This is a genomic window from Porphyromonas sp. C0041D3, from assembly GCF_056590575.1.
Window position 1 is genome coordinate 1 of record NZ_JBWPWJ010000007.1, and the last position, 25,649, is coordinate 25,649.

Here is a 25,649-nt window from a genome sequence, read left to right on the forward strand (position 1 = left end):
CACACCCGAAACGGGTTAGGTGCCAACTCATATACAAATATACGCATTTATTACTAATGAGTACACACTTATTTTGCAAGTCCTCCACGGTCGTAGGACTGGCTAATTCGTAAGCTCTGAGATGGTGCAGATAAGAGACAATAGGGTCTTGGGATTGTCGTATCTTTGCCGCATGAATCTTTACTGAGACGACTCGTATACGGTTCCTTTCGCGTCCTACGGATATCCGCCATTGTCATCCAGGTTCGGCCAAGTATGGTGAGACTGCGGAGTCTCCCCCTGCTCTGAGGAGGCAGGACGAGTTGTCTCTTCCTTTTTTCCCCAATAATCTACAGAGCTGAGGGCTCCACATTCTTTAACAATCGAGATTGGTCAGGTGGGGAAAAATGGGTACCTTTCATAATCTAAAGCATGGAAGAAGTACACCAATGAATGTCCTCGCCAGACCCTTAGCAACGATCATCGTAGCCCTGATGCCCCTGCTTCTTGCTTCCGCTCAGACGGATAAGGAGGGGGGAGAGGCGTATGCCGGCTGCGTGGAGCGCTACTTTGACTACTACGAGGCAGGCAAACCGGACAGCGCTGAGCTGATGCTTAGGCAGGCTCTGGAGCTGAGTCCGGAGGCGGAGGGGAACTTCCTCCTCCTCGGCAATCTGGCTGAGCTGGTGGTGGCGCGGGGTGACTCCCTCGAGGCTCTGGAGCTCCTCTCTGAGGCGCTGAGCCGTCAGCCGAAAGTACCGGAGCTGAGGGAGCGACGGGCAGACCTGCTCTCTGACCTGGGGCAACTGCAGAGCGCCCTCACTGACTATGACGAGCTGGTCTCTACTGCACCCTCCAGCGAGATCTACCGGTATAAGCGGGTACTCGCATACGAGCAGATGGGGCTCTGGAATGCCGCCGAGGAGGACCTGAAGCGGATCCTTGCGCACAATCCAGACGCCTACCTCCCGCGTGTGAAGATGGCGGAGGTGTACGAGAAGCAGGGACGCCCACTCGAGGCAGAGAAGCTGCTGAGCTACCTGATCGAGCAGCAGCCGGTGATGGCACCGGCCTACCGGGCGAGGGCTCGGCTCCTGATGCGTCAGGGGCGTAAGTCGGACGCACTTGCCGATGTGCGGGAGATCATCCGCCGGAGCGGGGAGCGTGTCGATGCGGAGGAGTATCTCCTGAGGGGCGAGATCTGGCTAATCTATGGGGAGGAAGAGGAGGCAGAGGGAGACTTCGCTCGCGCCATAGAGGCGGGAGCAACACCCTCTAGGGTGGCACAAGCAAGGGAGGAAGTATTTCAGATCAAGAAAAAATCATAAATAATACCATGAAGCGTATCACTCATACGGCCCTCGGGGCCCGAATCGCAGCACTGCTGCTGCCGGCACTTGTCGGCGCAGGTCTGCTGACCGGGACCGGTATCGCCGGTCACCGATCCATTGATAAAGTAGCTATGGCAGAGGAACAGAAGATCCCCGAGGAGGAGATGCTCTCTCTCCTCGACCACCTAAGTCGACTGGCAGCCAATGCCGGTCGCACCATCGAGGAGTACGACACCACAGACGAGTCGCCCGACACACTCCTCTGGAGTAAGAAGCGGACCGAGGAGGAGCTGGTCCGGATGATCTCTCGAGAGCTGGAGCGTCGGGAGCTGTGGCGCGCCACCACCGACCTGAGCGGACTTCGCTATCAGAGTCAGGTCCGCCGATGGCGACTGGGTGTGCCCTCCGAGGGAAACGGGTACTCCCTGCTGGCTCAGCTGATGGAGCAGCTGGCGGACAAGGGCTTCGATGCTCTCCGGGAGCTTCATCTCCGGGAGCTGGACCAAGCCCTGAGGGCAGGCTACAGCGACCAAGCTCTCTCCATGCTGGAGTGGGAAGCAAAGCGGTCGGAGGAGAATATCTACCCGACCTATATAGAGCGCTTTGCCGGTCGCCCCGAGCAGCCGGTGGTCCGTATGCTGGACCTCCGGGAACGGAGCTCACGACAGCTCATACCTCTTGAGATGGAGTACAAGACCGAGGAGTGGATCCGCGAGGAGGGTAAGCTCTACGCCGAGTACCTCAGCATAGAGCCGTCAATACCGGGGAACCCCTACGAGAAGCGACTGAGGGAGATGGGCAAGCAGCTCTTTGGCCACAGTCCATCCATCAGTGATGTGACCTACATTGACCTCCACACTGGGGAGGCTACCGTCGAAATAGAGGGTCCGACGCGACAGGCGCTCGACCTCTACCTCGTCGGCGGTGACCGTAGGGTGGAGCAGCAGATCCGTAGCGGTCGTGCGACGAAGCTCGCCTCCTATACAGCTCCGGCGGGTAAGGCTCGCTGGATCAGCGACACAGTATCCCTCCGTCTGCCGAGAGTGGGGTACTATAAGCTGGCACTCTACAACGAACGCACGGGGGTGATCCGTCATAGCAATGCTCGGCTGGACAAGATCACCGTGGATCAGTACGAGCAGATCATCTACGCCCTCGACCGACAGGACGGCAGACCGGTCTCCGGCGTGGAGGTGAAGGTCTTCCGCGGTGATGAGCGGAGACGCCCCATCGCCACCCTCTACACCGGTGAAGGGGGCGAGGTGGTGGTTCGCCAGACCCCGCCGAGAGGGGGGTACCTCTTCATCAGCGTCAAGGATCCCCGAATGCTTGAGGAGCGGTTCTTCACCATCTATGGGGAGCAAAAGTGGCCTGCCGGGACAGCTAATCCGAAGAGACAGGCAGAGACACACTTCTACACCGATAGACCGATCTACAAGAGGGGGCAGACGGTGAAGGTCGGCATCGTCACCGTGACCCGCAAGGGGGAGGTGGTGAAGGCCGAACCGAACACACTTCAGCAGGTGGAGCTGGTCGCTTACCGCGACGGGGTGAGGGAGGTACTGGAGACACAGACGATCACCACCGACGATCGTGGGGTGGCGGAGGCTTCTTTTACCCTCCCCGAGGACGAGCATCTCTCAAGCTTCTCTCTCAGTACCGCCTATGGGGACGAGTCTCTACAGGTAGAGGAGTATAAGCTGATGCACCTGTCGCTCACCATCGACAGCATACCGACCGGCTATGTCTCCGGTCGACCGATGCGGATCTATGGTCGGACAGAGGATCTGAATGGTCACCCTGTGGCGGCACGACTGACGCTCCAGTACGATGTGGACGGGAAGCGGATGACGGGTCGGAGCGGCTCGGATGGACACTTTATGCTGGAGACCGAGCCGCTGACGAAGTCTGCGACGGGTGGCTACTACTGGAATCACCCGATCACTCTCTCTGCCGCTGATGCGATAGGAGATGTAGCGGATGAGTCTCTGGCGATGGAGAAGGATACGACCAACCTCCCCCTGTCGGCAAACCTACTTCTGGGCGGTAAGCATAGACTCAATCGCCTCGACCTGGCGCTGAGCACTGAGAGCCAGCCATACCAGCGGATGAGGCTGGGGGACCTGTCGAGGTATCAGCTCACGGCCACCTGGATCGATGCGAAGGGGAAGCAGGTCGGAGAGCCGATCGAGCTACCGATGAAGGGGAAGCGGAAGCTGAGCCTGGCAAGTCTGCCCAGCGGGAGCTACCGACTGAGGATAGAGACGACCGACTACTGGGGTCAGGTGGTGACGGACGAGAGCGACCCACTCTACCTCTACAGCCCGACCGATGACCGGCTCCAGGGCGAGGTACCCCTCTTTGCCACTATGACGAAGGAGGGAGAGATCCTCTACGGCTCAAGCCATGGCGGGACGCTCTCTCTGCTGATGGTCCGAGAGAGAAAGGGAAGTGTGCACCAGTTCCTCTCGGTGGAGCCGGGTAAGCTCTATCGCCTACGCCCGATGGAGGGGACGCTATCCGTGGTACTCTCCGCCTACTACAGAGGGGAGGAGTCCTCCGCACGCATTGACCTGACAGAGTATAGTGAGGAGTCGGGTGATAAGGAGAAGACCCACACCGATGGACTGGAGATGAAGGAGGGAGAGGGTCGCTTTGTGCCGGGAGCGGATTTCTCTCGACGCTTTACCATCGTGAGTCGCGCGGGCAAGCCGCTCTCTGAGGTGCCGGTACTTGTGGCGGTCTTTGACAAGGCCCTCACCGAGGCCTCGGGCAACGAGCAGCACTGGAGCAAGATCGGGGGTTCACCGATACTATACCAAGCTCTGGGTGGCAATCTGTATGGCGCTGTCCTGATGGATAGTGTGATGGAGAGTGCGGTGGCATCCCCGAGGGCGATGATGAAGCAGAGCAACGTCGTCAAAGATGAGGTAATGGTTGTGGCTGAGGGTGCCAGATCAGACGGGCAGCCGAGGCTGAGGCAAAACTTTGCCGAGACCGCATACTTCAGCGCGCTCCTCAGGAGCGATAGGGAGGGACAGGTGCAGCTGAACTTTAAGCTGCCCGATACACAGACGGAGTATGTCCTGAAGGTCTACTCCTTTGCCCCCAACTTTGAGGAGGAGCTGCTGGAGGACCATAGCTTCAGCGTCTTTGCCCCGCTCTCCGTAGAGCTGTCCTTGCCCCGATACCTGAGATGGGGCGACCGGCTGGAGGGACTCGCTCGGGTGCAGAATGCGGAGCAGTCGCCCGCAACCATCCGTGCAACCGTCACGGAGGGTCAGGCGCAGCTATCCGAGGCGGAGCTGTCGGTGGCCGGTGGTCAGACAGGCACGATGCCCTTCGTCGTGGAGGCTAAGCGTGCCGATGGCGACTCGCTGATACTGCGTGCCACGGTGGCAGGAACGCACTATACCGATGCGCTGGAGCGGGTGATCCCTCTCCGGAGCGACCTGACGGAGTATACGGTGGCGGTCCCCTTCTCGTCCTATAAGCAGTCGCAGGTGAGCCTGACACTGCCCAAGGCGGACCTCGGCGGTAGCCAGGCTGTGGCGGAGATCTACTTCTCCCCGATCCACCTCCTCCTCACCACCCTCGCCGACACCTACGCTACAGAGGCACCGGCAGAGGAGCTCTCTCTCCTCGAGGCGAGCACGAAGTATGCGGTCTACAGTCGCCTGAGGGCGCTGATCGCCTCCACACCGGAGCTGAAACGGAGCCTCTCTATGTCTCGCACACAACTGCGGGCTGCGATACGTGATCGGGAGTCGGAGCCGAGATCATCCTTCAATAGGCAGGCCGACCCGAGGACACTGGCAGACTTCTACGATCTGCTCCTGAGTGAGGAGCGGATGAGCGACTTGCTGAGCGGGCTGGAGAAGAGGATCCTCGCCTTTACCTTCCCCACCGGTGGTTTCCGCTACGATGCCCTACTGCCAGAGCCCTCTCCCTGGCTGACCCATGTGGTCCTGGAGAATCTTGCCTTTACCCCCACACGATCGGCAAAGCTGGATGATGCGATCGACCAGTCGCTGAAGTACCTGCAGGGTCAGCTCTCCAAGGACCGGAGCTACTACAAGGCTGCGATGGAGTATCGCCTACTGATCCATAAGCTGGGGAGGAAGGATCCCACCCTCACCGGAGAGGTGAAGAAGCTGCTCGAGAAGCAGGTGAAGGGTGCTCGAGAGAGCTACCGGACCGCATCGACCTCATACTTGCTCAATTTTGGGGAGTACTCGCGTGCCTTTGACACCAAGGCAGCGTACAGCGAGGTGCGGGACTTCATCCGCGACCGAAGCAGCTACACTCAGAGCGATGCTGAGCTGCTGGCGCTGACCCTCTTCCTCCACCACGATCAGCAGGACGAGGCACTCTCTCCGGAGGTGACACGCTTTATGCTGAGCCTCAAGCAGGGGACGCTGTGGCGCAACCCGATGACGCTGGAGGCGGTGGAGCCTCTGCTGCGCACGGTGACGCCGACGAGCTTTGCACCCGATGCGACGCTCCATCTCGGAAAGGTGACCTACCGCCCCACGGCACTCGATAAGGCGACGGGACACATCGTCCTCGGCCTGCCGAAGCCGGAGACCAAGACGGTGATCCGGTGGGAGGGTGTGACGACAGACTTTGCCTTCGGTGGCATCCGGTATCGGGTGACGGAGCCGGCGGCAAAGGCGACACCCACAGGTGAGAAGCTGACGATCGGCAAGGAGGTCTACGCCCGCCGTATCATCGATGGCAAGTCGTCACTCGTCCGACTGACGGATGAGCGGGAGGCGGTAGCCGGCGAGCAGCTGGTGGTGCGCTACCTGATCGAGACGAAGCAGGACCTGAGCCTCGTGACGATACGGGATGACCGGGCGGCAGGCGCCGAGCCGGGCTATGACTTTGCCGGCTACGGTATGTCGGACCGCACGTGGTACGGCTACAGCCGACGAGAGACGGCCGACTACATCTTCATCGACTACCTCCAGAGGGGGAAGCACGTGATCGAGCTGGAGGCGACCGCCAACGTGGCGGGACACTTCAGCTACGGTCCTGCCGAGGTGCAGAGCTTCTACGCGCCGGAGTATGCGGGCAATAGCGCCGGTGGATCACTGACGATCCGCAGGAGCGAGTAAGAGACAATTCTATTTTTTCATATATCACACACAACAACAATCACAAGAAACTATGGCTAAAGTAAAGTTTTCGGGAGAGACTGTAGAGACGATCGGTAAGCTGCCTGAGGTGGGCAGCAAGGCACCTGACTTCTGCCTGACGAAGGGCGACCTATCAGATGCAAAGCTATCCGACTACAAGGGTAAGCGGGTCGTGCTGAATATCTTCCCGTCGATCGATACGGGTGTCTGCGCTCAGAGCGTCAGGACCTTCAATAAGAAGGCCTCCTCGCTCGACAATACCGTCGTCCTCTGCATCAGCGCAGACCTTCCCTTTGCGCAGGGACGCTTCTGCGGTGCCGAGGGACTGGAGAACGTCGTGACGCTCTCCACCTTCAAGAGCCCTGACTTCGGCAAGGACTACGGCTGCCTGCTGACCTCTGGTGCACTGAAGGGGCTGATGTCCCGCTGCGTCATCGTCCTTGACGAGGAGGGAAAGGTGCTCTACACCGAGCAAGTCGAGGAGATCACCCACGAGCCCAATTACGATCAGGCTATCGCAGCACTCTAAATGAAGTATGGACTCCTAATCCCCTTCCTTCTCTCTATCCTCCTCAGCCCGGTGCGGGGGCTCGCTCAGAGCAACAAGCCCTTTACCATCCCTGAGGTCAAGAGCTGGAGCGGGGCGGAGGAATCCTTCCACTACAGTGACCTCTGTCGTCTCACCCCCGAGGGGGAGGAGGCGACGGAGGTCGCCGTTTTGCTTAGGCAGGACCTCCGAGAGCTATTAGGCGACACCGCCAAGGCAGGATCCACAGGAACCATCTCCCTTGCGATCCGCCCCACCCTACTCTCCGACAAGGGGAGCGAAGCCTATCGGATAGAGATCCTACCGGATCACATCACTCTCACGGGCAACTCCCGTCAGGGACTCTACTGGGCGACGCGGACGCTGCTCCAGCTGCTCGAGCAGGGGCAGAAGCTCTCCTGCGGCGTGATAGAGGACTACCCGGACTACCCGATACGCGGCATGATGCTGGATGTGGGACGAAAGTTTTTCTCCCTCGACTTCCTCCGCACCACCGTAAAGCTGATGGCGTACTACAAGATGAATGCCTTCCACATTCATCTCAACGACAATGGCTTCAAGAAATTCTACAGCGACGACTGGGACAAGACCTACGCGGCCTTCCGTCTCGAGAGCGAGACCCACCCGGGGCTGACAGCGACAGATGGGCACTACAGCAAGGCCGACTTTAGGCAGCTGCAGCAGGAGGCGGCTTCGCTCGGTGTGACGATCATCCCGGAGATCGATGTGCCGGCGCATACGCTCGCCTTTACCCACTACATGCCCTCGATAGGGAGCAAGGAGTATGGCGCAGACCATATGGACCTCTTCAGTCCCGACACCTATCGCGTGCTGGACGATCTGCTCGGGGAGTATCTGGACCCGGCCGACCCCACCTTCATCTCCCCTTACGTCCATATAGGGACGGACGAGTACAGCAATAAGGATCAGAAGGTGGTGGAGCAATTCAGAGCCTTCACCGACCGCTACATCCGCAAGGTGGAGTCGTATGGGAAGCGCGCCGCCGTCTGGGGATCGCTCACCCATGCACGAGGCGAGACACCGGTGAAGGTGGACGATGTCCTGCTCTACTGCTGGAGTATGGACTACTCGCTCGCAAGAGAGATGATCGACATGGGGTACGACGTGGTGAGCATGCCGGACCGGTGGGTCTATATCGTGCCGGCAGCCGGCTATTACTACGACTACCTCGATATTGAGAAACTCTATAGGGAGTGGACCCCGGCAACGATGAATAGCGAGACGCTGGAGGAGCACCACCCGCAGATCAAGGGAGGGATGTTTGCCGTCTGGAACGACCATTGCGGAAATGGCATCAGTCAGCAGGACGTCTACCACCGGATCTTCCCCGCTGTGCAGACCCTCGCAGCCAAGACCTGGCAAGGAAGGAGTGGTACAATGTCCTACGAGACCTTTGACCGAAAGCGTCGAAGTCTATCCGAGGCACCGGGAGTAAACCTGCTTGCGAGACCGGAGAAGAATAGGCGCTCCTACTTCGTCTCATCGCCTAAGGTGGGCTCCCCACTGGGTCTGCCGATCACTGAGATTGGGTACGACTACCGGGTCTCCTTCCGCATCACCCCGGGAGAAAATCCCCGCGGTACGGTCCTCTTTTCCTCTAAGGATGCAGTGGTCTACCTATCCACCCCGGAGGAGGGGCTGCTGGGCTTTGAGCGGGACGGGTACCGATACCACTGGGACTACCGCCTACCGATAGGTCGCGAGACTGAGGTGACGATCGAGGGGACCAATCGGGAGACCCGACTCTACATCGATGGTCAGCTGCAGGAGACGCTCGGCATCATCGTGCATCCGGAAGACCGTGAGCTGAAGGGACCTCGCTACTGGGTACAGACACTGGTCTTCCCGCTGGAGCGAACCGGCCACTTCACCGGCTCCCTCTCCGACCTGCGGGTAGAGTGGCTAAGTAACTGATACAACTGGGGAGACCTTTGCATAATACCCCATCTGCGGCGTCACTTTCGAGATTCGGGCTTGGTCATGTGCGTAAGCACACTCCCTTCGCCCTCACTCTCAGTTCCTTGCATCTGGGGTATTCTGCAAAGTCCCTGCCGAAAAAGCGGTGCTTTTTCGGCAAAAGACCATTTTGCAAAGGTCTTTGGGAGATATCAGTCTGAGAGAAAAAGAAGTCCCGCCTCACATCGTGAGACGGGACTTCTTTTTTTTGTGTCAGGGGAGGTGCTTGGCGAGCTCCCGAGGGGTGAGGAAGAAGAGGATCTGCCGACCGGATGGGGTAACCCGATACTCCGGGAGAGCAAAGAGCTGCTCAAGGAGCTGCTGCGCCTGCGCCGGGGTCATCTGGCGAGGAAGGGACCGTAGGCGCGAGGTGGTGATGGTCCGCACAAGCCTATTCGACAAGACCTCCCCACCTGAGCGACCGGTCTGCTCGCACTCACGGAGTAGCTCATGGAGGATCTCCTCCTCTCCGCCTGCGGGTAGCCCCTCGGGTACGGCGTTGATGCCGATCGCATTTTGCCCCATATCGGAGATGTCGAAACCTATCTCTGTCAGATCCTGACGGTACTCTCTCAGGAGAGCAGTGTCCTCGGAGGAGAGCTCAAGGAGTGCCGGGAAGAGCAGGCGCGATGAGACCACATGCCCGCTTCTAAAGGAGGTCATATACTGCTCGAAGAGGACCCTCTCCCTTGCCCTGGAGAGGCTGACCACGGCGATACCCTCCGGACGTAGGGCGATGCCATAGTCGCCGTAGATGAGCGGTGGGACATCGTACCCGGATCTCACCTCGGGCTTCTCCTCTGTGAGTGAGGAGGGCATGGTCTGCACAGGATCCTCCCTATCGGTGAGAGGGACCTGCCTCGGCATGTCCTCACGACTCTTCTGGAAGTCCTCGTAGAAGCTATCCCAGTCTGCTATATCGGGCATAGCCGTCTCGCCCCCCACGGCAGGGAAGGTGTCGCCGATCTTGGGCGTCAGCATCAGCTCGTCACTGTCATTGAGCCGGCTCCCCACCTCGAAGAAGTTGCCCGACGTGGGCGGCTCGGGGGCATTGCGTCTGCTGGTATCAGCGATGGGGATCTCCATACGATCCTCGTCAAAGTCGAGCGTAGGCATGGCTGCCCCCTTCATCAGCACTTCACGGATGGCGGAGAAGAGAATGGTGCCGATATCATTTTCGGCCTCAAACTTGACCTCCGTCTTTGTGGGCGAGATATTGACATCTATGGAGCCGGGGTCGCATGAGAGGAAGAGGAAGTACTCCGGCTTCTCCCCCTTAGGTATCATCTCGCCATAGGCATTGAGTACCATCCGGTGGAAGTAGGGGTGCCGCATAAAGCGATCGTTGACGAAGAAGTACTGACAGGCTCCGCGCTTGCGGGTATACCTCGTCTCCGTCACAAAGCCCTCGATGGTGACTAAGGGCGTCTCGATATGGAGCGGGAGGAGGTGCTTGGAGAGCCGGCTGCCAAAGAGGTCGAGGAGCCGCTGCTTCTGCGGTGCTGCAGAGAGCTGGAGCTGGATCTTGTCATTGTGGACAAGGGTAAAGGCGACCCGGTGCCGTACAGCAGCAATATTCTGCAGCTCAGTAAGGATGTGGGCAAATTCGGTCGTATCCGCCTTGAGGAACTTCCGCCGCGCCGGGACATTGAAGAAGAGGTGGCGGATCTGGAAATTGGCCCCCACAGGGCAGGCGATCGGCTCCTGAGAGATCACCTTAGAGCCCTCTATCTCGAGCTTCGTCCCCTGCTCCGCATCTTCCATACGCGTCTGGAGGGACACGTGTGCCACCGCAGCGATGGAGGGGAGTGCCTCTCCTCGGAAGCCCATAGTGACGATGGAGAAGAGGTCAGCCGCCTCGCGGATCTTGCTCGTCGCATGCCGCTCAAAGGCCATCCTGGCATCGACGGCTCCCATACCGGATCCGTTGTCGATGATCTGGATCAGGGTCTTGCCGGCATCCTTGATGATGATCTGGATGTCGGTGGCTCCGGCGTCGATAGCGTTCTCGACCAGCTCCTTGACGACGGAAGCAGGGCGCTGGATCACCTCACCGGCAGCGATCTGATTGGCAATATTATCCGGTAATAGATGTACTCTGCTATCCACGCGATGGCTTACCAGAAGATGAAAAGCTGTGCGAAGTCAGCCCAGGTGGTGATGCCTAAGCTCTCGAAGATCCAGTAGGTAAAGGCAAAGAGGATAGCGAGGACAAAGACAAGCTGCCTATTTTTCTTGCCAATGCTCTCCGAGAAGTCCTCCGGGTCGCCATACTTGGCAAGACGCTCGGAGTTGCGCCGTAAGCGTCCTCTGAGGTTTTCCTTCAAGTCCTCCTCCGTAAGGGGATTCGCCTCCGGGTCGACCCTATGCTTGGAGAGCCGGATCTTGCGCTCCAGCTCCTTCTTCTTTGGGTCAAAGGTGAGGTAGGTGTACCTGAATCCTCTTGGCTTCTTAGACTTAAAAAAACTTCCCCATCCCATAGTACGGTCACTTCTTCTTAGGTTGTGTCGCCTCGTCCTCCTTGCGGATCGTGGCCTGTCGCTCTCTCTTGAGCCCTGTGATCACCTCACGCGCCTTGGTCTCTGCCTCATCGGTCACAGCCTTACGTGTTAGTCCGAGTGAGTCGAGCTGAGCGGTACCCATGCGACGGAGGGAGTCGGTCACCTCGGCGGGGCGCTGTCGCCCGTCAAGGAACTCGGTGACCCGCTGCCCGAAGATGGCCCTGAGGGTGCTGTCGGCTGCGCCCTGCAGGATCTCACGACCCGCCTGTGGCAGAGAGACAGCAAGGGAGTCCATCACATGACTCCTGATCGAGTCGATCGATATGCCGGTGGTGTCCGCCATCGTCCGGATGATAGAGTCGGTCAGCGCTGTCACGAGCGAGTCCGATGGGAGTGAGGTCTGCACAGCCTGCTGAGGCTTCTCCTCCTTAGGAGTCGGGAGGTCCTGAAGGAGACCTGTCGTCGGTGGGCGCGGCACCAAATCGCCTCCACTCTGGCCAGGTGTCGGGGTGCGACGGAAGATATCCAGCGAGTCGACCGGGCGCCCCTCGGGGAACCAGACGAAGTCGGGATAGACCAGATCGCTCTCCTCGACGAGGAAGATCGGCTTCGTGCGTCCCTTTGTCTGTCCAAGGAGGAGGATCCGCACCACCTCTCGATTCTCCAGTTGCGTCAGTATCTCGCTGCTCTGCGTATGCGTCTGCTCGGTCTGGATGGAGTCCTTATTCTCACTGAAGTAGATCGTCTCCGCATTGCCTCGCGTCCATACGGAGTCCATCTCGCCCTCGTGGAAGTAGGCCTCCACCTCTCGTCCTCGCATCTGATTGTAGTACTTTTTCCGCAGATGCTGGGACATATAGGCATTCTCTCCGATCAGGGCGCGCTCGACGGAGCCATTTTTCATAAAAAGGCGGATCGAGTCACCGGTGACCTGTGAGAGACCGCTCCAGACGAAGGGGCGACCATACATCTTCATCACCGAGTCCTGAGTGAGGTAGACCATCGAGTCAGCGACAGCCTGTGCATCTCTGCGCCAGGTACGGACATTGCCTATCCCCTTAGCGATATTATTGACGGAGTCGACCTTGATCAGCTGCATCCTATCCGCACCGGTAAAGAGGTGGTCGGAGTCGGAGTACTCGTAGATATACGCATGGTCTATCGCCTCACCGCACTCGGTGGAGTCGTTGTACATCACATGATTGCCCCTCAGCTCCATACTCTCAGCCGTATCCCTGAGGATGACACTACCATAGAGGTCGGCAAAGTGTGCGGGGCGGTCGTAGATGAGAGAGTCACCCGTCATCCATCGGCTGCCGGAGACGATCTCGGCCCGATCAAGGAGTGTCGCCACGTCCTCCTCCGTCCGGTAGGTGCCGCGAGTAGCGTAGATGATACCGCTGTCGCCCTCGATCGTTGTGGGACCGAGGATGGTAGCGATCTTGGTATTAGTGTCGTAGTGCAGCGTATCGGAGTAGAGGGTGAAGTTGTCATTCTGTAGCACGACGTCGTTGTAGAAGACCGCCGTCTTATCCACCGTGGAGTACTCCGCATAGACGCTCGAGAGCACATTGAGGCTGTCAGCGACCGAGCCGTAGTCAAAGTAGTAAGCGATCCCCGACATACGATCGTAGTCCAAGCTATCAGTGAGGAGGGTATTCTCCCCCTGCTCCATCTGTACCAGCTCTCGGAGTCGTGCAAGCTTCGTGTAGCCGTCGTAGTCAAGGTAGTTGCAGTAGATATCGACCGTATCCTGAGCCTGGTGGATGTGGACGTTGCCAAAAGCCTCAAATCGATTGGTCTCCCTATAGAGGAGCGCACTGTCGCAGTACATCAGTGCGTTGTCATGCTTGAAGACAACGTTCCCCGTCAGGATCTGAGCATCGGGGTTGACCTCCTTATCGAAGCGCCACAGGTCCACGTGCTCTATGATGATCCGCTCCTTGCCGGTCGTATCAGGAGGCGCCGTCTGCAGGGAGGAGAGCAAGCCGGCAGTCCCGGGAGCCGATGGCCGAGCCTGAGTAGCCAGAAGCCCTGCCACCGACAGGAGCGTCAGTGCCAGAGCTATGAGAATGGGATGACGAGGGTCACCTTCGTTCATACGAGACTACTCTTGCAGTATTGGGACAAGCTTACTCCTTCTCCGTGCCCTCACGGAGTACCCAGCCGGGGTACTGAAAGGTGCACTGCCGATAGGCGGGTGCGATGCTGACGTAGGTGGTCTTCTGCTTCTCGCGGATCCACTCGTCGAGCAGCTCCTCGCGCTTTTTCCCCTCCACCATATCCTTGATCACCTGATAGTCGTCGACGACATTGGCGCGGTGACCCGACTTACGGCTCTTGAGACGGGCAATAGCCACGACGAGGTGGTTATTCTTATCCGTCATGGTAAAAGGCTTGGTGATCTCTCCCTCGCCCAGCTCCGATACGAGCGGGGACATCTCCTGAGGCAGGTCGGACATCTGGAAGCGAGAGGTACCGAAGAGGGAGCTCTGCTGATTGGCGTTCACCATCTGTCCGTTACTCAGCCGGGTATCCTCATCCGAGGAGTAGTAGAGCGCAGCAGTGGCAAAGGGGACACTGTCCCTCGTGATGATGCCGGCGATGGAGTCCATCCGGCTATTGGTTGCGAGGAGCTCCTCCTGATTGACCTCCGGACTCAGCATAATGTGCCGCACGTTGATCAGGTCGCCCCGCTTCTCGATCAACTGGATGATGTGGTAGCCCCGCTTCGTCTCCACGATGCGTGACACTTTCTTTGGGTCATTGAGGCTAAAGGCGACGTTGGCAAACTCCGGCTCCAGCTCCGCACGACCGACAAAGCCGATCTCACCACCCTTAAGGGCTGTCTCATTGTCCTTGGAGTAGAGACGAGCCAGGGTCTCAAAGTCCGACTTGCCACTATTGACCTGCTCCGTGAAGTCGACCAACCGCTGCTTTACCGCATCGACCTCCTTGATAGAGATCTTGGGCTGAAGAGTGAGTATCTGCACCTCCACCGTCGTGGGGACAAAGGGAAGGGAGTCCTTATTGATCTGCTCATAGAAGCGATTGACCTCCGATGGGGCGACCATCACCTCTCCGACAATCTTCTGCTGCATCTGCATGACGGTGTACTGCTCAGCCACCACCTTACGGCGCTCCTCCCGTATCTGAGAGTACTTCTGACCGAGGTACTCCTCGAGCTTCTCCTTGCTCCCCAGCTGATTAGTCACCTGCTCCAGCCACTGATTGACATTGGCATTGATCATCTGCTGATTGGGCTCGATGCTGTCGATCTTAGCTTGATTGAGGAAGAGCTTTGAGATCGCCATCTGCTCGGGGATGATGCAGCGAGGATCACCCTGGAAGGGCTGCCCCATACTCTCGTAGTACATCCTCTGTCGCTCAATGTCGGAGAGCAGGATCGGCTCATCACCCACGACCCAGGCCACCTCATCCACCACATTCTTGCGGCTCTGGGCGAGCATCGTGAGCGGAGCGAGGAAGAGCAGGCAGAGGGCACTCAGAATCTGCCACTGATGGGACCGGGTATGGGGTTGCGTACTCATTAGCATGACCTATTACTTATTGGCTTTGTCGTTACTGACCATCTTCTTCCACGAGTCGCGGAGGGAGACAGTCTGATTGAATACTGGCAGCTCGTCTGTGCTGTCCTTGTCCTTAGTGAAGTAGCCCTTGCGGACAAATTGGTAGTGGTCCTCCACCTGAGCCTCCGTGATAAACTTCTCAGCATAGCATGGGTAAAGGATCGTCTCGCTCTGAGGATTGATCAGCTCGCTGATGTCCTCGTACTCCTCCGCCATCGGATCCTCGGCAGAGAAGAGGTGGTCGTACATACGGACCTCTACCGGCTGCGCCCCGGCAGCATAGACCCAGTGGATGGTCCCCTTCACCTTGCGATCGGCGGTGGCACCACCGGTCTTGCTATCCGGGTCATACTCGGCATAGACCGTGGTGACCTGTCCGGTGGAGTCCTTCTCGCAGCCGGTGCAGGTGACGATGTAGGCGGAGCGGAGTCGAGTCTCGCGCCCGGGCGTGAGACGGAAGTACTTCTTGGGTGCATCCTCCATAAAGTCCTCCCGCTCGATCCAGAGCTCTCGACCGAAGGTCTGCGTGTGGGTGCCGGCATCCGGGTCCTCCGGATTATTGACGCACTCCATCTCCTCCGTCTCTCCCTCGGGGTAATTGGTGATCACCAGCTTGATCGGGTCGAGGACCACAGCGGCACGGGTGGCGACCTTATTCAGATCCTCCCGGACATAGTGCTCCAGGTGCTCCTCCTCGATGGTGCCATCGTACTTCGTGTAGCCGATGGCCCCGATGAAGTTTCGGATGCTCTGCGGGGTGTAGCCCCTCCGGCGCATACCGACGAGGGTGGGCATCCGGGGGTCATCCCAGCCGTGGACGAGACCGCGCTGCACCAGCTCCAGTAGCTTCCGCTTACTCATCACCGTGTGGGTGAGATTGAGCCTATTAAACTCATACTGGCGCGGGCGATACTCACTATCCTCTGGCTTGAGGAGATCAATGAAGTAATCATAAAGTGGGCGGTGGGGGACAAACTCGAGCGTACAGATCGAGTGGGTCACTCCCTCGAAGTAGTCACTCTGCCCATGCGCAAAGTCGTACATCGGGTAGACCGACCAGTCCGTCCCGGTGCGAGCGTGCGGCTTCTTGATGATGCGGTAGATGATCGGGTCGCGGAAGAGGAGGTTGGGGTGAGCCATATCAATCTTCGCCCGGAGGGTCATCGACCCCTCGGCGTGCTTACCGTGACGCATCTCCTCGAAGAGCCGGAGGTTTTCCTCCACCGGGCGATCCCGGTAAGGGCTGGCTGTCCCGGGCTCAGTGAGCGTCCCCTTCTGAGCAGCGATCTGCTCGGACGTCTGCTCATCGACGTAGGCGAGGCCCCGCTTGATCAGATCGACGGCAAAGTCATAGAGCTTATCGAAGTAGTCACTGGCGTGGTAGACGTTGCCCCAGTGGAAGCCGAGCCACTCAATATCCCGCAGGATCGCATCGACATACTCCTGATCCTCCTTGACGGGATTGGTGTCATCGAAGCGGATGTTGCAGACACCGCCATACTTCTCGGCGATGCCGAAGTCCATACAAACCGCCTTGGCGTGGCCGATGTGGAGGTAGCCATTGGGCTCCGGTGGGAAGCGGGTCTGGATGCGTCCGTTGTGGAGTCCCTCCCTGAGGTCACGCTCCACGATCTGCTGTATAAAGTTGAGCGACTTCTCCTCGCCGCTTTTTACTGGTTCTACTATCTCGCTCATACAAGGCTCTTAATAGGGTAAAAGACAGGGCGGCGACAGCTCCCGGCAAGCCGGCAACGATGCCACACCACTGATCACAAAGATACGACAAATAGCCCACCTATCCACCACCTCAGACCAAGCGCATTAGAGCCCAGTCCTACAAGCGGATACCTAATACCGATATTAGTGAAGTCTAATACCGATATTAGATCGATCTAATATCGGTATTAGACTTCAGCCTTACGAAGGGGGCTAATGCTGTGCGCCCGCCTCGGTAGCGGCAGGGTCGGTCAGCACAAAGCCCGAGGAGAAGAGCCGCTCACTATAGTCCTGCGCAATCGCTCTCAGTAGGTGGCTGTAGTGGTCCCGGATGGAGTCGCTCGGCAATGTCGGGTCGGGATGATCCGTCTGCACCGGTGCGCGAGGAGCCTCGAGAGAGACCTCCCCATCCCGCCGCATCACCACGGTCAGCTCCTTTGTAAAGAGAAAGTACCGGTCAAAGAAGTTATTGAGTGCATAGTGATCCACCCGGTCATCAAAGATATTGTGACCATAGGAGTAGATCGCTCGGTCTATCCCCAGCAGATAGAGCAGTGTGGGATAGATGTCGAGATGCTGGACAACGCGATCGGAGATCTCACCCCGGAGGGATCCGTCGGGGACATAGAAGCAGATCGGCACCATCGACCTGCCTGCAGGGCAGTCGTACTCGGGGCGGTCACTCTGATTGGTGTGGTCGCCCGTGATGACGAAGATCGTATGGTCATACCACGGCTCATCCTTGATGGAGTCGAAGAAGTCTCGCAGCGCCTCATCGGCATACTGCGCTGTGCGGTGGATCGGGAGCGTACCCGGCTTATACCTCTTCTCATACCCCCGAGGGAGCTGGAAGGGGTGGTGATTGGTGAGGGAGAAGAAGAAGGCTCCGAAGGGCTCTCTGAGGGAGCGCTTCATATCCCGCGCCATAGCCTGCTCAAAGGGATCGTCAAAGACGCCCCACGACTTCATGAAGTACCGATCGGCATCCGGCACCTCCTGACGGAAGTCCTCCGCCGTGTACTGGCGCTCAAGCCCCATCCGGTGGAGGAAGTCATAGAAGCCCATCGCCCCCGGCTCGTCACCGTGGTAAAACTTCAGGTCATACCCCTCATCCCTCAGCATCAGCGGCAGCCCCGACGTAAAGGCGTGACACTGCTGATAGCTATTCATCTGGAACTCCTTATCATTAAAAGTGGCGCCAAAGGTAGGGAGCGATGCATAGATCGATGGGAAAGACTCGACGGAGCGCTTCCCATTGGCATAGCCGTACTTTGCGTAGAGCGTATGAGGGATGAGCGAGTCGAGGAACGGGGTGTAGCTCTCGTAGCCGGGGATGTCCGTATTGAGCGCACCGATGTACTCCCGCCCCATGCTCTCCATCAGGACGATCATCACATTGTATCCCCGTAACGATCCGAAGAGGGTATCTCCCGGCTCGAGTGGCTCAGCCTGATAGACGGGGTCAAAGATCCGCCTAAGCTCGGTCGGGTCGTAAAACCGGTACCGGACAAAGCGCGCACCGGAGCTCCGGGAGAGCGAGTAAGGGGTATTCAGCACCAGCGCCACCTCCCGATAGTCCTCGATGTATCTGTCGGCTATCGTCTCACTGAGTGGTCGCTCATGGGATCGGAGGGTGCCGCGCATCCCGACCACTATGAGTCCGACAGCGACGAGAGCACCTGCTATCCGGTGCACCAGCGGACTCCTTTTTTGCTCTACCACGGGGGCAAAGGAGAAGTGGAGAAAGCCGTAGACCAGCAGAGACATCAGGGCGAAGAATGCCAAGGTGAGTGGCCAAAACTGGACCATAAAGCCTCCAGCAAGACCAACCATATCCTCCTCGCCAAACTCGTAGAAGAGGTGCCTTGAGGCACGGCTCAGGATATAGGGATAGTAACCTGTGTCGCAGATATTCATCACCAGCATCAGGCCCATCGGCAGAAGGAAGCCGACCGCCCTCACCACCTGCCACCAGCGACGCTGCTCCACTCGTGGTGGCAGAAGCGCTCCCGCTATCATCATCAGATAGTAGATGATACAGCCGTAGAGGATCACTGCCACATCGTAGTGAAGCCCTCCGGCAAGGAGCGTCAGCAGATGTGGCATCGCGATGAAGCTGAAAAGACTCTTATTGAAGAAGTAGTAAAGCAGCCTGCAGAGTGTCATCAGCACCACTGCCAGACCGGTGTGAGCCAGCATAGCGACCCACCTATTGCGTATCCTTAGGACACCCATTCCCGAAAAGCAAGTTATATTGTCAAGACAAAAATAAAGGAGTTTTATCCCGCGAAGGTAACACTTTAGACTCAATCCCCAGCCGACAGCTCCGGATAGCAACGACGGCGAAGAATTTGGGTACCTTTGAGGAAGATATACATCACTATAGTCTAATTATGCGCATTACGCAGGATCAACCGCTCAAGGAGCACAATACCTTCGGCCTCGATGTCCGAGCCGCTTTCTTCATCACCCTGGAGAGTGAGGAGGATGTCCGGACACTGGCTCGGGACGAGTACTTCCGGACCATCCCCTTTATCACCATCGGAGGGGGGAGCAACCTCCTCTTCAATGGCGACTTCAAGGGCGCCGTCCTCCGCTATACCGGGTCCGATGTCGCGATCGTCTCAGAGGATGACAAGACTGTCCGGCTCCGTGTGGGGGCGGGGAAGAGGTGGCACGAGCTGGTCACAGAGACGACGACGAAGGGCTGGTGGGGAATCGAGAACCTTGCCCTCATCCCGGGCGACAGCGGTGCCGCAGCGGTGCAGAACATCGGTGCTTACGGCGCAGAGATCTATGACGTACTCGACAAGATCCACTATATCGACCTGAGGGACGGCTCCGCACACGACCTCCCCGCTACGGAGGCGAAATACAGCTATCGCCACTCGATCTTCAAGGAGGAGAGTATGGTCTCTGCCGTCGTCACGGCGATCGAGCTTACCCTCTCCAAGGTCCCCAAGCCTAGGCTTGAGTACAGGGGGCTCAGCGACCTGAGAGAGGAGCAGGGTCTTACCCCCGCTCGTGTCGCCGAGGAGGTGATCTCCATTCGCCAGTCGAAGCTCCCCGACCCAGCCGAGCTGCCCAATGCGGGATCATTCTTTATGAATCCCTTTGTCACCACAGCGAAGCTGGAGGAGCTGCAGAGCGAGTACCCCGATGTGCCACACTACGACAGTGAGGACGGCACCCGACACAAGATCCCGGCTGCCTGGCTGATCCAGCAGGTGGGGATGAAGGGGTATCGAAATGAGAAGGTGGGGACCTACGACAAGCAGCCTCTCGTGCTGATCAACCACAGCCACGGCGAGTCCGCGGACATCAGACGGCTCGCTGACCTGATCATTGCTAAGGTGAATGAGCGCTTTGGGATAGAGATACGCCCCGAGGTGCGGTATGTACGTAGCATACTGATGCGCTCGGTCAATCAGATGATGGAGGAGTAAAGAGATATGGAGAAAGGTACGCTCACCTTCCTCGGCACCGGTACCTCTCGCGGGGTGCCACAGCTCGGGTGCCGCTGTCCGGTCTGCCGGTCCGCTGATCCGCGTGACAAGCGTCTGCGCTCCGCCGTCCTCCTCCGATCGGGCGGGCGACTGATTATGATCGATGTGGGACCGGACTTCAGGCAGCAAGGGCTTCGTGAGGATCTGGATCACCTGGATGCAATCTTTGTGACGCACGAGCACTACGACCATATAGGCGGGATGGATGACGTAAGGGCTTTCTCCAATCACCACCACACCTTCCCCATCTTTGCCCTCCCGAGGGTGATCGATGCGCTTCACCGGGTGATGCCCTACTCCTTTGGACCAAAGAAGTATCCAGGTTCGCCTACGCTGGAGCTCCACCCACTCACCTCCGGGGAGCCTGTTGCGGACGAGCGCTATGCGGATGTGCTGCCCTTCACCGTACTGCACGGACAGCTCCCGATCCTCGGCTACCGCATCGGAGACCTCGCCTACATCACCGACTGCAAGACCCTGCCCGAGGAGAGCTACGAGATCCTCCGGGGCGTCCGTACACTGGTGATCAACGCCCTGCGGATCCGCGAGCACCCCTCGCACCTAAGCTTCGATGAGGCACTGCAGGTGATCCACCGCATCGGACCGGAGCAGACCTACCTCACCCACATCGACCACGACTTCGGTACCCACGAGGATATCTGTGCCCTCTGCCCTCCCGGCATCGCCCCCGCCTACGATGGCCTGACCATCGACCTCTGACGCTTGGCAAAACAGAGTAAGGGGTCGAATGCTTGAGACTTAGTCCGACAACTGCACTGATACGTCAAATTCTCATAGTTAAGGGGTTACAATTTCTTGAATGTAATCCTATGGAGAACTATGTAACACGCTAAAAGGAGAGGAGCCAACAGAACCGTCATCGACACTATTGCTACCGATAACAATGACCAATGTAGAAAGTAAAGGCAAAAGCCAGCTACGATGACGATGGTAGCAAATCCGGTAAAAAAACCGACTGGAAAGGGAATAGGGTAATAGTCCGGCACAAGGTCGCAGCCGCATTATTCACACTTGATCCTGTAACCATATGCGTGTATAAGGTAGGGCATGCATGTCCTTAAGGACTGGCGATGCCCACAGTGTGGACATCGTCTCGAGTCTTTCTCTCTCATTACGTTCACCAGAGTATTTCGTAGAAAAACGACAGTCTCCTAATTCGGTACAATACGCCTCCTTATGACCACTGCATAGTCTCAGATCAGGAGTGGCTCTGTGAGAATGTCCTCACTCAAGTGATTATTCTCCTTGACTATTGCATCCGAAGTATTCTGCCAAGCTCTCGCTCGGGAAAGCAATGCTTGTTCGGTACAAGTCCATCCTGAGTCAGGAGGCAAAAAAAAGTGAGCGCAAGTAGAGAAAAGACTCTGCTAGCGCTCGCTTTGTTATCTATAGGCTGACTGAGGGTCAGCTCTAAGTCACTTTGCCTTAAGGACCTCCTGGACCATCTCGTTGGGGACCATCTGCTCCGAGAAGACATAAGCACCCGTCTTGGGGGACTTTACCATCTTCACTACCTTGGAGTAAGTACGGCCGTCACTGGCATGGAGGGTTGATATCGCTTTCTTTGCCATAATGTACTAGTCGATCTGAGGATTACTTAATCTCCTTGTGTAGGGTCATGCGCTTGAGGATGGGATTGTACTTCATCAGCTCAAGGCGCTCGGTGGTATTACGCTTATTCTTCGTAGTGATGTAGCGTGATGTACCGGGCAGACCACTCTCTTTCATCTCCGTGCACTCCAGGATCACCTGGACACGGTTCCCTTTAGCTCTCTTGGCTTTCTTTCTCTTGGCCATATCGTGATTGATCTATCTATGCGGTTACAAAAAATCAGGGAAGGACTCTCACGGACAGTGCCTCACGCAGCATCACAAGTGAGGGGTAGTGGTCCAAAATCCTCTCGTAGAGTATCAGGCCTTATCGGTAATGATGAAGTCGTCCAGATATCCCTTCGATGCAGCACTACGGAGCGCAGCATCCAGACCCACCTTATTGATCAGGCGGAGACCCTTGGCGGAGACACGTAGGTGTACCCAGCAGTCCTCCTCGGGCCAGTAAAACTTGCGGTTAAAAAGGTTGGCATTGAATGTCCTCCTCTCACTGCGGTGGGAGTGAGACACGCTGTTGCCCTTGATCGCCTTTTTGCCGGTCAGTTGACATACTCGTGACATAATATCTTGTCTCTATATTATTGTATTCGTGTACTTAAGTTTCAGGGTGCAAAGGTACCACTCTTTAGGCAAAATAGCAATCCTTCAGCCGGATAATCTGCTGACTCAGACCTTCTGATCACTCTCGCGAGCTATTCAGGAGTGGTGACACCACTTGAAGCCTTTACTCTGCGGGAGTAGCAGGCTCAGCAGGTGTAGCAGGTGCCTCTGCGGGTGCAACGGGCGTCTCTGCGGGTGTTACGGCGTTGCCACCGAAGGGCTGTGCATCAGCGGGAGCAGGGATAGTGGCCTGGTCGACATAGTCATTGATGACACTCTCCTGCTTATTGATGGCGTGCTGAACGGTGGGGGTCCACTTGGCTCCAACGACGCAGAGCAGGCACATAATGCCGGCCAGCCACCAGGTGACCTTCTCGATCATATCTGTGGAGCGACGGACGCCCATCACATTATTGGCACTGGAGAAGCCACTTGCGAGACCGCCACCCTTACTATCCTGGATGGTGACCACGAAGATCAGCAGGATAGCTGCAAGAACGCCTAAAACATTAAGGAACGTAAACATTTTCCTCTCTTAAAAACTTACTCGTATGCAGGGACCTCACGTCCCTGATCTCATATTAAATCCAAATAAATCAGTCCGCCACGAGTCCCTTACGACGTTGCTCAAGCTGACCAATTCGCTCGGCAAAGTAACCACTTTTTTCTGGATATTTCAAATTCAAGGTCTTAAGGATCGTCATCGCCTCGGAGTACCGCTCCTGGGAGGCGTACATCATGGCCAGCTTCTCCGTGAAGAGCTCCTCACCAGGCAGTGGACCATTATCCTCGTCCTCGGGAGGGAGGGCCACATCGTCCTCCTTACTGTCGGGACGGATGCGGATCTTCTCCGCCTCGGGTCCCTCATCGAGGAAGTCCTGGACGATCTGAGCCTCAGTCTCTCGCTTCGTCCGCCCGGTCTTAGTCGGTGACTTGGCTGAGGGGGTCGCAGCCGTCGTCTCATCGGAGACAGCGGACTCCTCAGGACGATAGCTCCGGACAAAGCGGTCGATCAGGTCGTAAGAGTGGGACTGCGGTCCTCCGGAGGTAGCATCCAGTGACAAGAGGAGAGAAAAAGGGTCGTGCAGGTACATCAGTCGGCGCTTCAGCTCCGCAGGGAAGCGCACATCCTCGCTACGGTAGAGATCGATGAGGAGCAGCCGGTGGAGTGCCTCACAGTAGGGGTATTGCCGGCTCAGCTCGAGGAGGTCATCGAGGTGGTACGCCGTCAGCGTCATCGGGTCGGCAAGGGCACGGGAGAGATCGTCGTAGGTCATAGTCGGGCTTTATCCATAGGGGCTACCAATTCTCCACGGTAGCATTGAAGATCTGATTGATGATATCCTTGGTCAGCTCCTCGCAAAGCTGATCCTGCACGTCGACAAACATCTGCGAGCTGTCGAAGGTGCCAAAGGAGGTAAACTCTCGCTCAAAATTCTCCTCCTCATTCACCTTATTCGTAAAGCGGACGTTGATCCGGAGGGTGAGGCGAGTCTTGGCGGCAAAGGCATTCTCCTGGACCGCCTCCGCCGAGAGGTCGTAGCCGACGATCTCTCCCTCGATGCTCAGGTCGCCATTAGTCGGTATGTCACGTAGGCGCGTCTGCCTCTGGAAGCGATCCTTCAGGTCCTCCGTGAAGCGCTGCGCAAGGGGTGGATAGACAGTAGGGGCGAGGTTCTGAAAGTCTGTGATGGAGACCGTCTTGATCTTCGTGTAGTCGATGCTGGCACCATTGAGCGAGTACTTGATATGGCAGCCCGCGAGGAGGAGCATGAGAAGGAGCGATATGAGGATAGACTTTTTCATCACTGCTTATTGAGCTTGCGGTAGAGCGTGCGCTCCGAGATGTCGAGGTCCTCTGCCGTCTGCTTGCGAGAGCCCTTATTCTTCTCGAGGACAAAGTCGATGTACCTCTGGCTCATCTCCTCGAGGGTAAGCATCTTGCCCTCTGTGCTGGTCAGCTCCTCGAAGTCTGCCTGCAGGTCGCCCACCTTGACTTCCCCTGAAGCCGATGACGGGGCGACGTGTGACAGATCTTGTAAGGGGATCTCCGCAGTCCGGTCGGGCATCATCAGGCTACCGACGGGCTCGCGATGGACCTGTGTCTGGAGGAAGCGGTAGAAGAGCTGTGTCAGCTCTCCGACGCTCCCCTTTACGTCCCGAAGCATCGACATAATGGCCCCCATCCCGGCACTGCTCCCGGCCGGCTCATCCATCATCGACTCATAGCCGATCGTGGGAGAGACCAACGCAGGATGGCGCACCTCGGCATTACGGGGGAGATTGTCCTGCAGCACCTCGCGGCTGATCATCCGATCCGGGGCGATCACGCTGAGACGCTCCACCACGTTGCGCAGCTGTCGGATATTCCCCGGCCAGTCGTAGCTCTCGAGGAGCTGCTCCGCCGCCTCCTCAAGACGGATCGGAGGCATATGGTACTTATCGGCAAAGTCGGCGGCAAATTTCTTGAAGAGCAGGATCACATCTCGACCCCGATCCCGGAGGGGTGGCAGGTCGATCGTGACCGTATTGAGTCGATAGAGCAGGTCCTGACGGAAGTCACCTCGCTTGACCGCCTCCTGGAGATTGACATTCGTCGCCGCCACGACGCGGATATCGGTGCGCTGGACGTCGGAAGAGCCTACTTTCATAAATTCGCCACTCTCCAGCACCCGCAAGAGTCGCGCTTGGGTCGCCATAGGCAACTCGCCCACCTCGTCAAGGAAGATCGTCCCCCCATCGGCCACCTCAAAGTAGCCCTGGCGCTCCGTCACCGCATCGGTGAAGGAGCCTTTCTTGTGCCCAAAGAGCTCGGAGTCTATCGTCCCCTCAGGGATCGCTCCACAATTGACCGCCACATAGGGTCCATGCTTGCGGAGACTATTCTGGTGGATGATCTTGGGGAACGCCTCCTTCCCGACGCCACTCTCTCCTCCCACGAGGACGCTGACATCGGTCGGAGCAATGAGGAGAGCCACCTCGACAGCCCGATTGAGCGCCGGACAGTCGCCGACGATCTGCTGCCGCTGCTTAGCACGGCGGATCTCCTCCTTGGGTATGCTATTATTCATATAGGGTCACACTTTGTCAAGTCCAAAGGTACCCAAAATAGTGGTCTGACAAAAAGTC

Annotated in this window: 19 protein-coding genes; 6 read left to right on the forward strand and 13 right to left on the reverse strand. The window is 57.7% G+C overall.

The genetic code is table 11. The annotated features are described in order from the left end of the window. Positions 1-428 precede the first annotated feature (428 nt). Genes AC1EKE_RS06125 through AC1EKE_RS06140 form a run of 4 tightly spaced genes read left to right on the forward strand, consistent with a single transcriptional unit; the run spans position 429 to position 8,933 of the window. Positions 429-1,307: a tetratricopeptide repeat protein gene (locus tag AC1EKE_RS06125; RefSeq protein ID WP_480308684.1), complete on the forward strand. Its 879-nt coding sequence runs from the start codon at positions 429-431 to the stop codon at positions 1,305-1,307. Between the two features lie 8 nt (positions 1,308-1,315). Beyond that, a complete protein-coding gene (locus tag AC1EKE_RS06130; protein WP_480308685.1) occupies positions 1,316-6,430 on the forward strand; it encodes an alpha-2-macroglobulin family protein in 5,115 nt (1,704 codons plus the stop codon). Between the two features lie 52 nt (positions 6,431-6,482). Further along, positions 6,483-6,980 (forward strand): thiol peroxidase, encoded by a 498-nt coding sequence (gene tpx, locus AC1EKE_RS06135; protein ID WP_480308686.1) that lies wholly within the window; start codon positions 6,483-6,485, stop codon positions 6,978-6,980. Beyond that, complete coding sequence (locus AC1EKE_RS06140) at positions 6,981-8,933, forward strand: family 20 glycosylhydrolase (RefSeq protein WP_480308687.1); 1,953 nt, start codon at positions 6,981-6,983, stop codon at positions 8,931-8,933. A gap of 255 nt (positions 8,934-9,188) precedes the next feature. On the opposite strand, the gene mutL is transcribed toward AC1EKE_RS06140, so the two are convergent. From mutL to AC1EKE_RS06170, 6 genes are all read right to left on the reverse strand, one after another. Then, a complete protein-coding gene (gene mutL, locus AC1EKE_RS06145) occupies positions 9,189-11,084 on the reverse strand; it encodes a DNA mismatch repair endonuclease MutL (RefSeq protein ID WP_480308688.1) in 1,896 nt (631 codons plus the stop codon). Positions 11,085-11,092: 8 nt separating this feature from the next. After that, positions 11,093-11,455: a hypothetical protein gene (locus tag AC1EKE_RS06150; protein WP_480308689.1), complete on the reverse strand. Its 363-nt coding sequence runs from the start codon at positions 11,453-11,455 to the stop codon at positions 11,093-11,095. A gap of 7 nt (positions 11,456-11,462) precedes the next feature. Beyond that, positions 11,463-13,577 carry an OstA-like protein gene (locus AC1EKE_RS06155; RefSeq protein WP_480308690.1) on the reverse strand — a complete coding sequence of 705 codons (2,115 nt, stop codon included), beginning with the start codon at positions 13,575-13,577 and terminating at the stop codon, positions 11,463-11,465. Between the two features lie 31 nt (positions 13,578-13,608). Next, the gene (locus tag AC1EKE_RS06160; protein ID WP_480308691.1) at positions 13,609-15,027 is read right to left on the reverse strand and encodes a peptidylprolyl isomerase; all 1,419 of its coding nucleotides are present in this window, start codon (positions 15,025-15,027) and stop codon (positions 13,609-13,611) included. 12 nt (positions 15,028-15,039) lie between these two features. Further along, positions 15,040-16,761, reverse strand: coding sequence for a glutamine--tRNA ligase/YqeY domain fusion protein (locus AC1EKE_RS06165; RefSeq protein WP_296159087.1), 1,722 nt, complete (start codon positions 16,759-16,761; stop codon positions 15,040-15,042). Positions 16,762-16,995: 234 nt separating this feature from the next. Further along, on the reverse strand, positions 16,996-19,017 hold the full coding sequence (locus AC1EKE_RS06170; RefSeq protein ID WP_480308692.1) for an LTA synthase family protein: 2,022 nt from the start codon (positions 19,015-19,017) through the stop codon (positions 16,996-16,998). Positions 19,018-19,175: 158 nt separating this feature from the next. Here AC1EKE_RS06170 and murB point away from each other — a divergent pair, with 158 nt between their 5' ends. Together murB and AC1EKE_RS06180 are read left to right on the forward strand one after the other, a co-directional pair. Beyond that, entirely contained in the window at positions 19,176-20,228 is a 1,053-nt protein-coding gene (gene murB / locus AC1EKE_RS06175) for a UDP-N-acetylmuramate dehydrogenase (RefSeq protein WP_480308693.1), read from the forward strand. A 6-nt stretch (positions 20,229-20,234) separates the two neighbouring features. Further along, the gene (locus AC1EKE_RS06180) at positions 20,235-21,008 is read left to right on the forward strand and encodes an MBL fold metallo-hydrolase (protein ID WP_480308694.1); all 774 of its coding nucleotides are present in this window, start codon (positions 20,235-20,237) and stop codon (positions 21,006-21,008) included. Between the two features lie 716 nt (positions 21,009-21,724). Here AC1EKE_RS06180 and AC1EKE_RS06185 read toward each other — a convergent pair. The 7 genes from AC1EKE_RS06185 to AC1EKE_RS06215 form a co-directional block, all read right to left on the reverse strand. Beyond that, positions 21,725-21,880, reverse strand: a complete 156-nt coding sequence (locus AC1EKE_RS06185) for a DUF4295 domain-containing protein (protein WP_018107830.1) — start codon at positions 21,878-21,880, stop codon at positions 21,725-21,727. A 22-nt stretch (positions 21,881-21,902) separates the two neighbouring features. Next, complete coding sequence (gene rpmG, locus AC1EKE_RS06190) at positions 21,903-22,106, reverse strand: 50S ribosomal protein L33 (RefSeq protein ID WP_297127362.1); 204 nt, start codon at positions 22,104-22,106, stop codon at positions 21,903-21,905. A gap of 114 nt (positions 22,107-22,220) precedes the next feature. Continuing rightward, positions 22,221-22,481, reverse strand: coding sequence for a 50S ribosomal protein L28 (gene rpmB / locus AC1EKE_RS06195; RefSeq protein WP_018107832.1), 261 nt, complete (start codon positions 22,479-22,481; stop codon positions 22,221-22,223). Between the two features lie 163 nt (positions 22,482-22,644). Further along, positions 22,645-23,046: a preprotein translocase subunit SecG gene (gene secG, locus AC1EKE_RS06200; protein ID WP_480308695.1), complete on the reverse strand. Its 402-nt coding sequence runs from the start codon at positions 23,044-23,046 to the stop codon at positions 22,645-22,647. 70 nt (positions 23,047-23,116) lie between these two features. After that, positions 23,117-23,797: a hypothetical protein gene (locus AC1EKE_RS06205; protein WP_480308696.1), complete on the reverse strand. Its 681-nt coding sequence runs from the start codon at positions 23,795-23,797 to the stop codon at positions 23,117-23,119. Positions 23,798-23,819: 22 nt separating this feature from the next. Then, complete coding sequence (locus AC1EKE_RS06210) at positions 23,820-24,326, reverse strand: LptE family protein (RefSeq protein ID WP_480308697.1); 507 nt, start codon at positions 24,324-24,326, stop codon at positions 23,820-23,822. Next, a complete protein-coding gene (locus AC1EKE_RS06215; protein ID WP_480308698.1) occupies positions 24,326-25,591 on the reverse strand; it encodes a sigma-54 interaction domain-containing protein in 1,266 nt (421 codons plus the stop codon). Before AC1EKE_RS06215 ends, AC1EKE_RS06210 begins: the two co-directional genes overlap by 1 nt. Positions 25,592-25,649: the final 58 nt, after the last annotated feature.

What these genes read in the sequence shown, in the direction of transcription:
- rpmB (WP_018107832.1), bottom strand. Translation starts at nt 22,481, where the DNA reads ATGTCACGAGTATGTCAACTGACCGGCAAAAAGGCGATCAAGGGCAAC.
- AC1EKE_RS06210 (WP_480308697.1), bottom strand. Translation starts at nt 24,326, where the DNA reads ATGAAAAAGTCTATCCTCATATCGCTCCTTCTCATGCTCCTCCTCGCG.
- secG (WP_480308695.1), bottom strand. Translation starts at nt 23,046, where the DNA reads ATGTTTACGTTCCTTAATGTTTTAGGCGTTCTTGCAGCTATCCTGCTG.
- AC1EKE_RS06165 (WP_296159087.1), bottom strand. Translation starts at nt 16,761, where the DNA reads ATGAGCGAGATAGTAGAACCAGTAAAAAGCGGCGAGGAGAAGTCGCTC.
- AC1EKE_RS06130 (WP_480308685.1), top strand. Translation starts at nt 1,316, where the DNA reads ATGAAGCGTATCACTCATACGGCCCTCGGGGCCCGAATCGCAGCACTG.
- AC1EKE_RS06140 (WP_480308687.1), top strand. Translation starts at nt 6,981, where the DNA reads ATGAAGTATGGACTCCTAATCCCCTTCCTTCTCTCTATCCTCCTCAGC.
- AC1EKE_RS06215 (WP_480308698.1), bottom strand. Translation starts at nt 25,591, where the DNA reads ATGAATAATAGCATACCCAAGGAGGAGATCCGCCGTGCTAAGCAGCGG.
- tpx (WP_480308686.1), top strand. Translation starts at nt 6,483, where the DNA reads ATGGCTAAAGTAAAGTTTTCGGGAGAGACTGTAGAGACGATCGGTAAG.
- AC1EKE_RS06185 (WP_018107830.1), bottom strand. Translation starts at nt 21,880, where the DNA reads ATGGCAAAGAAAGCGATATCAACCCTCCATGCCAGTGACGGCCGTACT.
- murB (WP_480308693.1), top strand. Translation starts at nt 19,176, where the DNA reads ATGCGCATTACGCAGGATCAACCGCTCAAGGAGCACAATACCTTCGGC.
- rpmG (WP_297127362.1), bottom strand. Translation starts at nt 22,106, where the DNA reads ATGGCCAAGAGAAAGAAAGCCAAGAGAGCTAAAGGGAACCGTGTCCAG.
- AC1EKE_RS06155 (WP_480308690.1), bottom strand. Translation starts at nt 13,577, where the DNA reads ATGAACGAAGGTGACCCTCGTCATCCCATTCTCATAGCTCTGGCACTG.
- AC1EKE_RS06125 (WP_480308684.1), top strand. Translation starts at nt 429, where the DNA reads ATGAATGTCCTCGCCAGACCCTTAGCAACGATCATCGTAGCCCTGATG.
- AC1EKE_RS06205 (WP_480308696.1), bottom strand. Translation starts at nt 23,797, where the DNA reads ATGACCTACGACGATCTCTCCCGTGCCCTTGCCGACCCGATGACGCTG.
- AC1EKE_RS06150 (WP_480308689.1), bottom strand. Translation starts at nt 11,455, where the DNA reads ATGGGATGGGGAAGTTTTTTTAAGTCTAAGAAGCCAAGAGGATTCAGG.
- AC1EKE_RS06170 (WP_480308692.1), bottom strand. Translation starts at nt 19,017, where the DNA reads ATGGGTGTCCTAAGGATACGCAATAGGTGGGTCGCTATGCTGGCTCAC.
- AC1EKE_RS06180 (WP_480308694.1), top strand. Translation starts at nt 20,235, where the DNA reads ATGGAGAAAGGTACGCTCACCTTCCTCGGCACCGGTACCTCTCGCGGG.
- AC1EKE_RS06160 (WP_480308691.1), bottom strand. Translation starts at nt 15,027, where the DNA reads ATGAGTACGCAACCCCATACCCGGTCCCATCAGTGGCAGATTCTGAGT.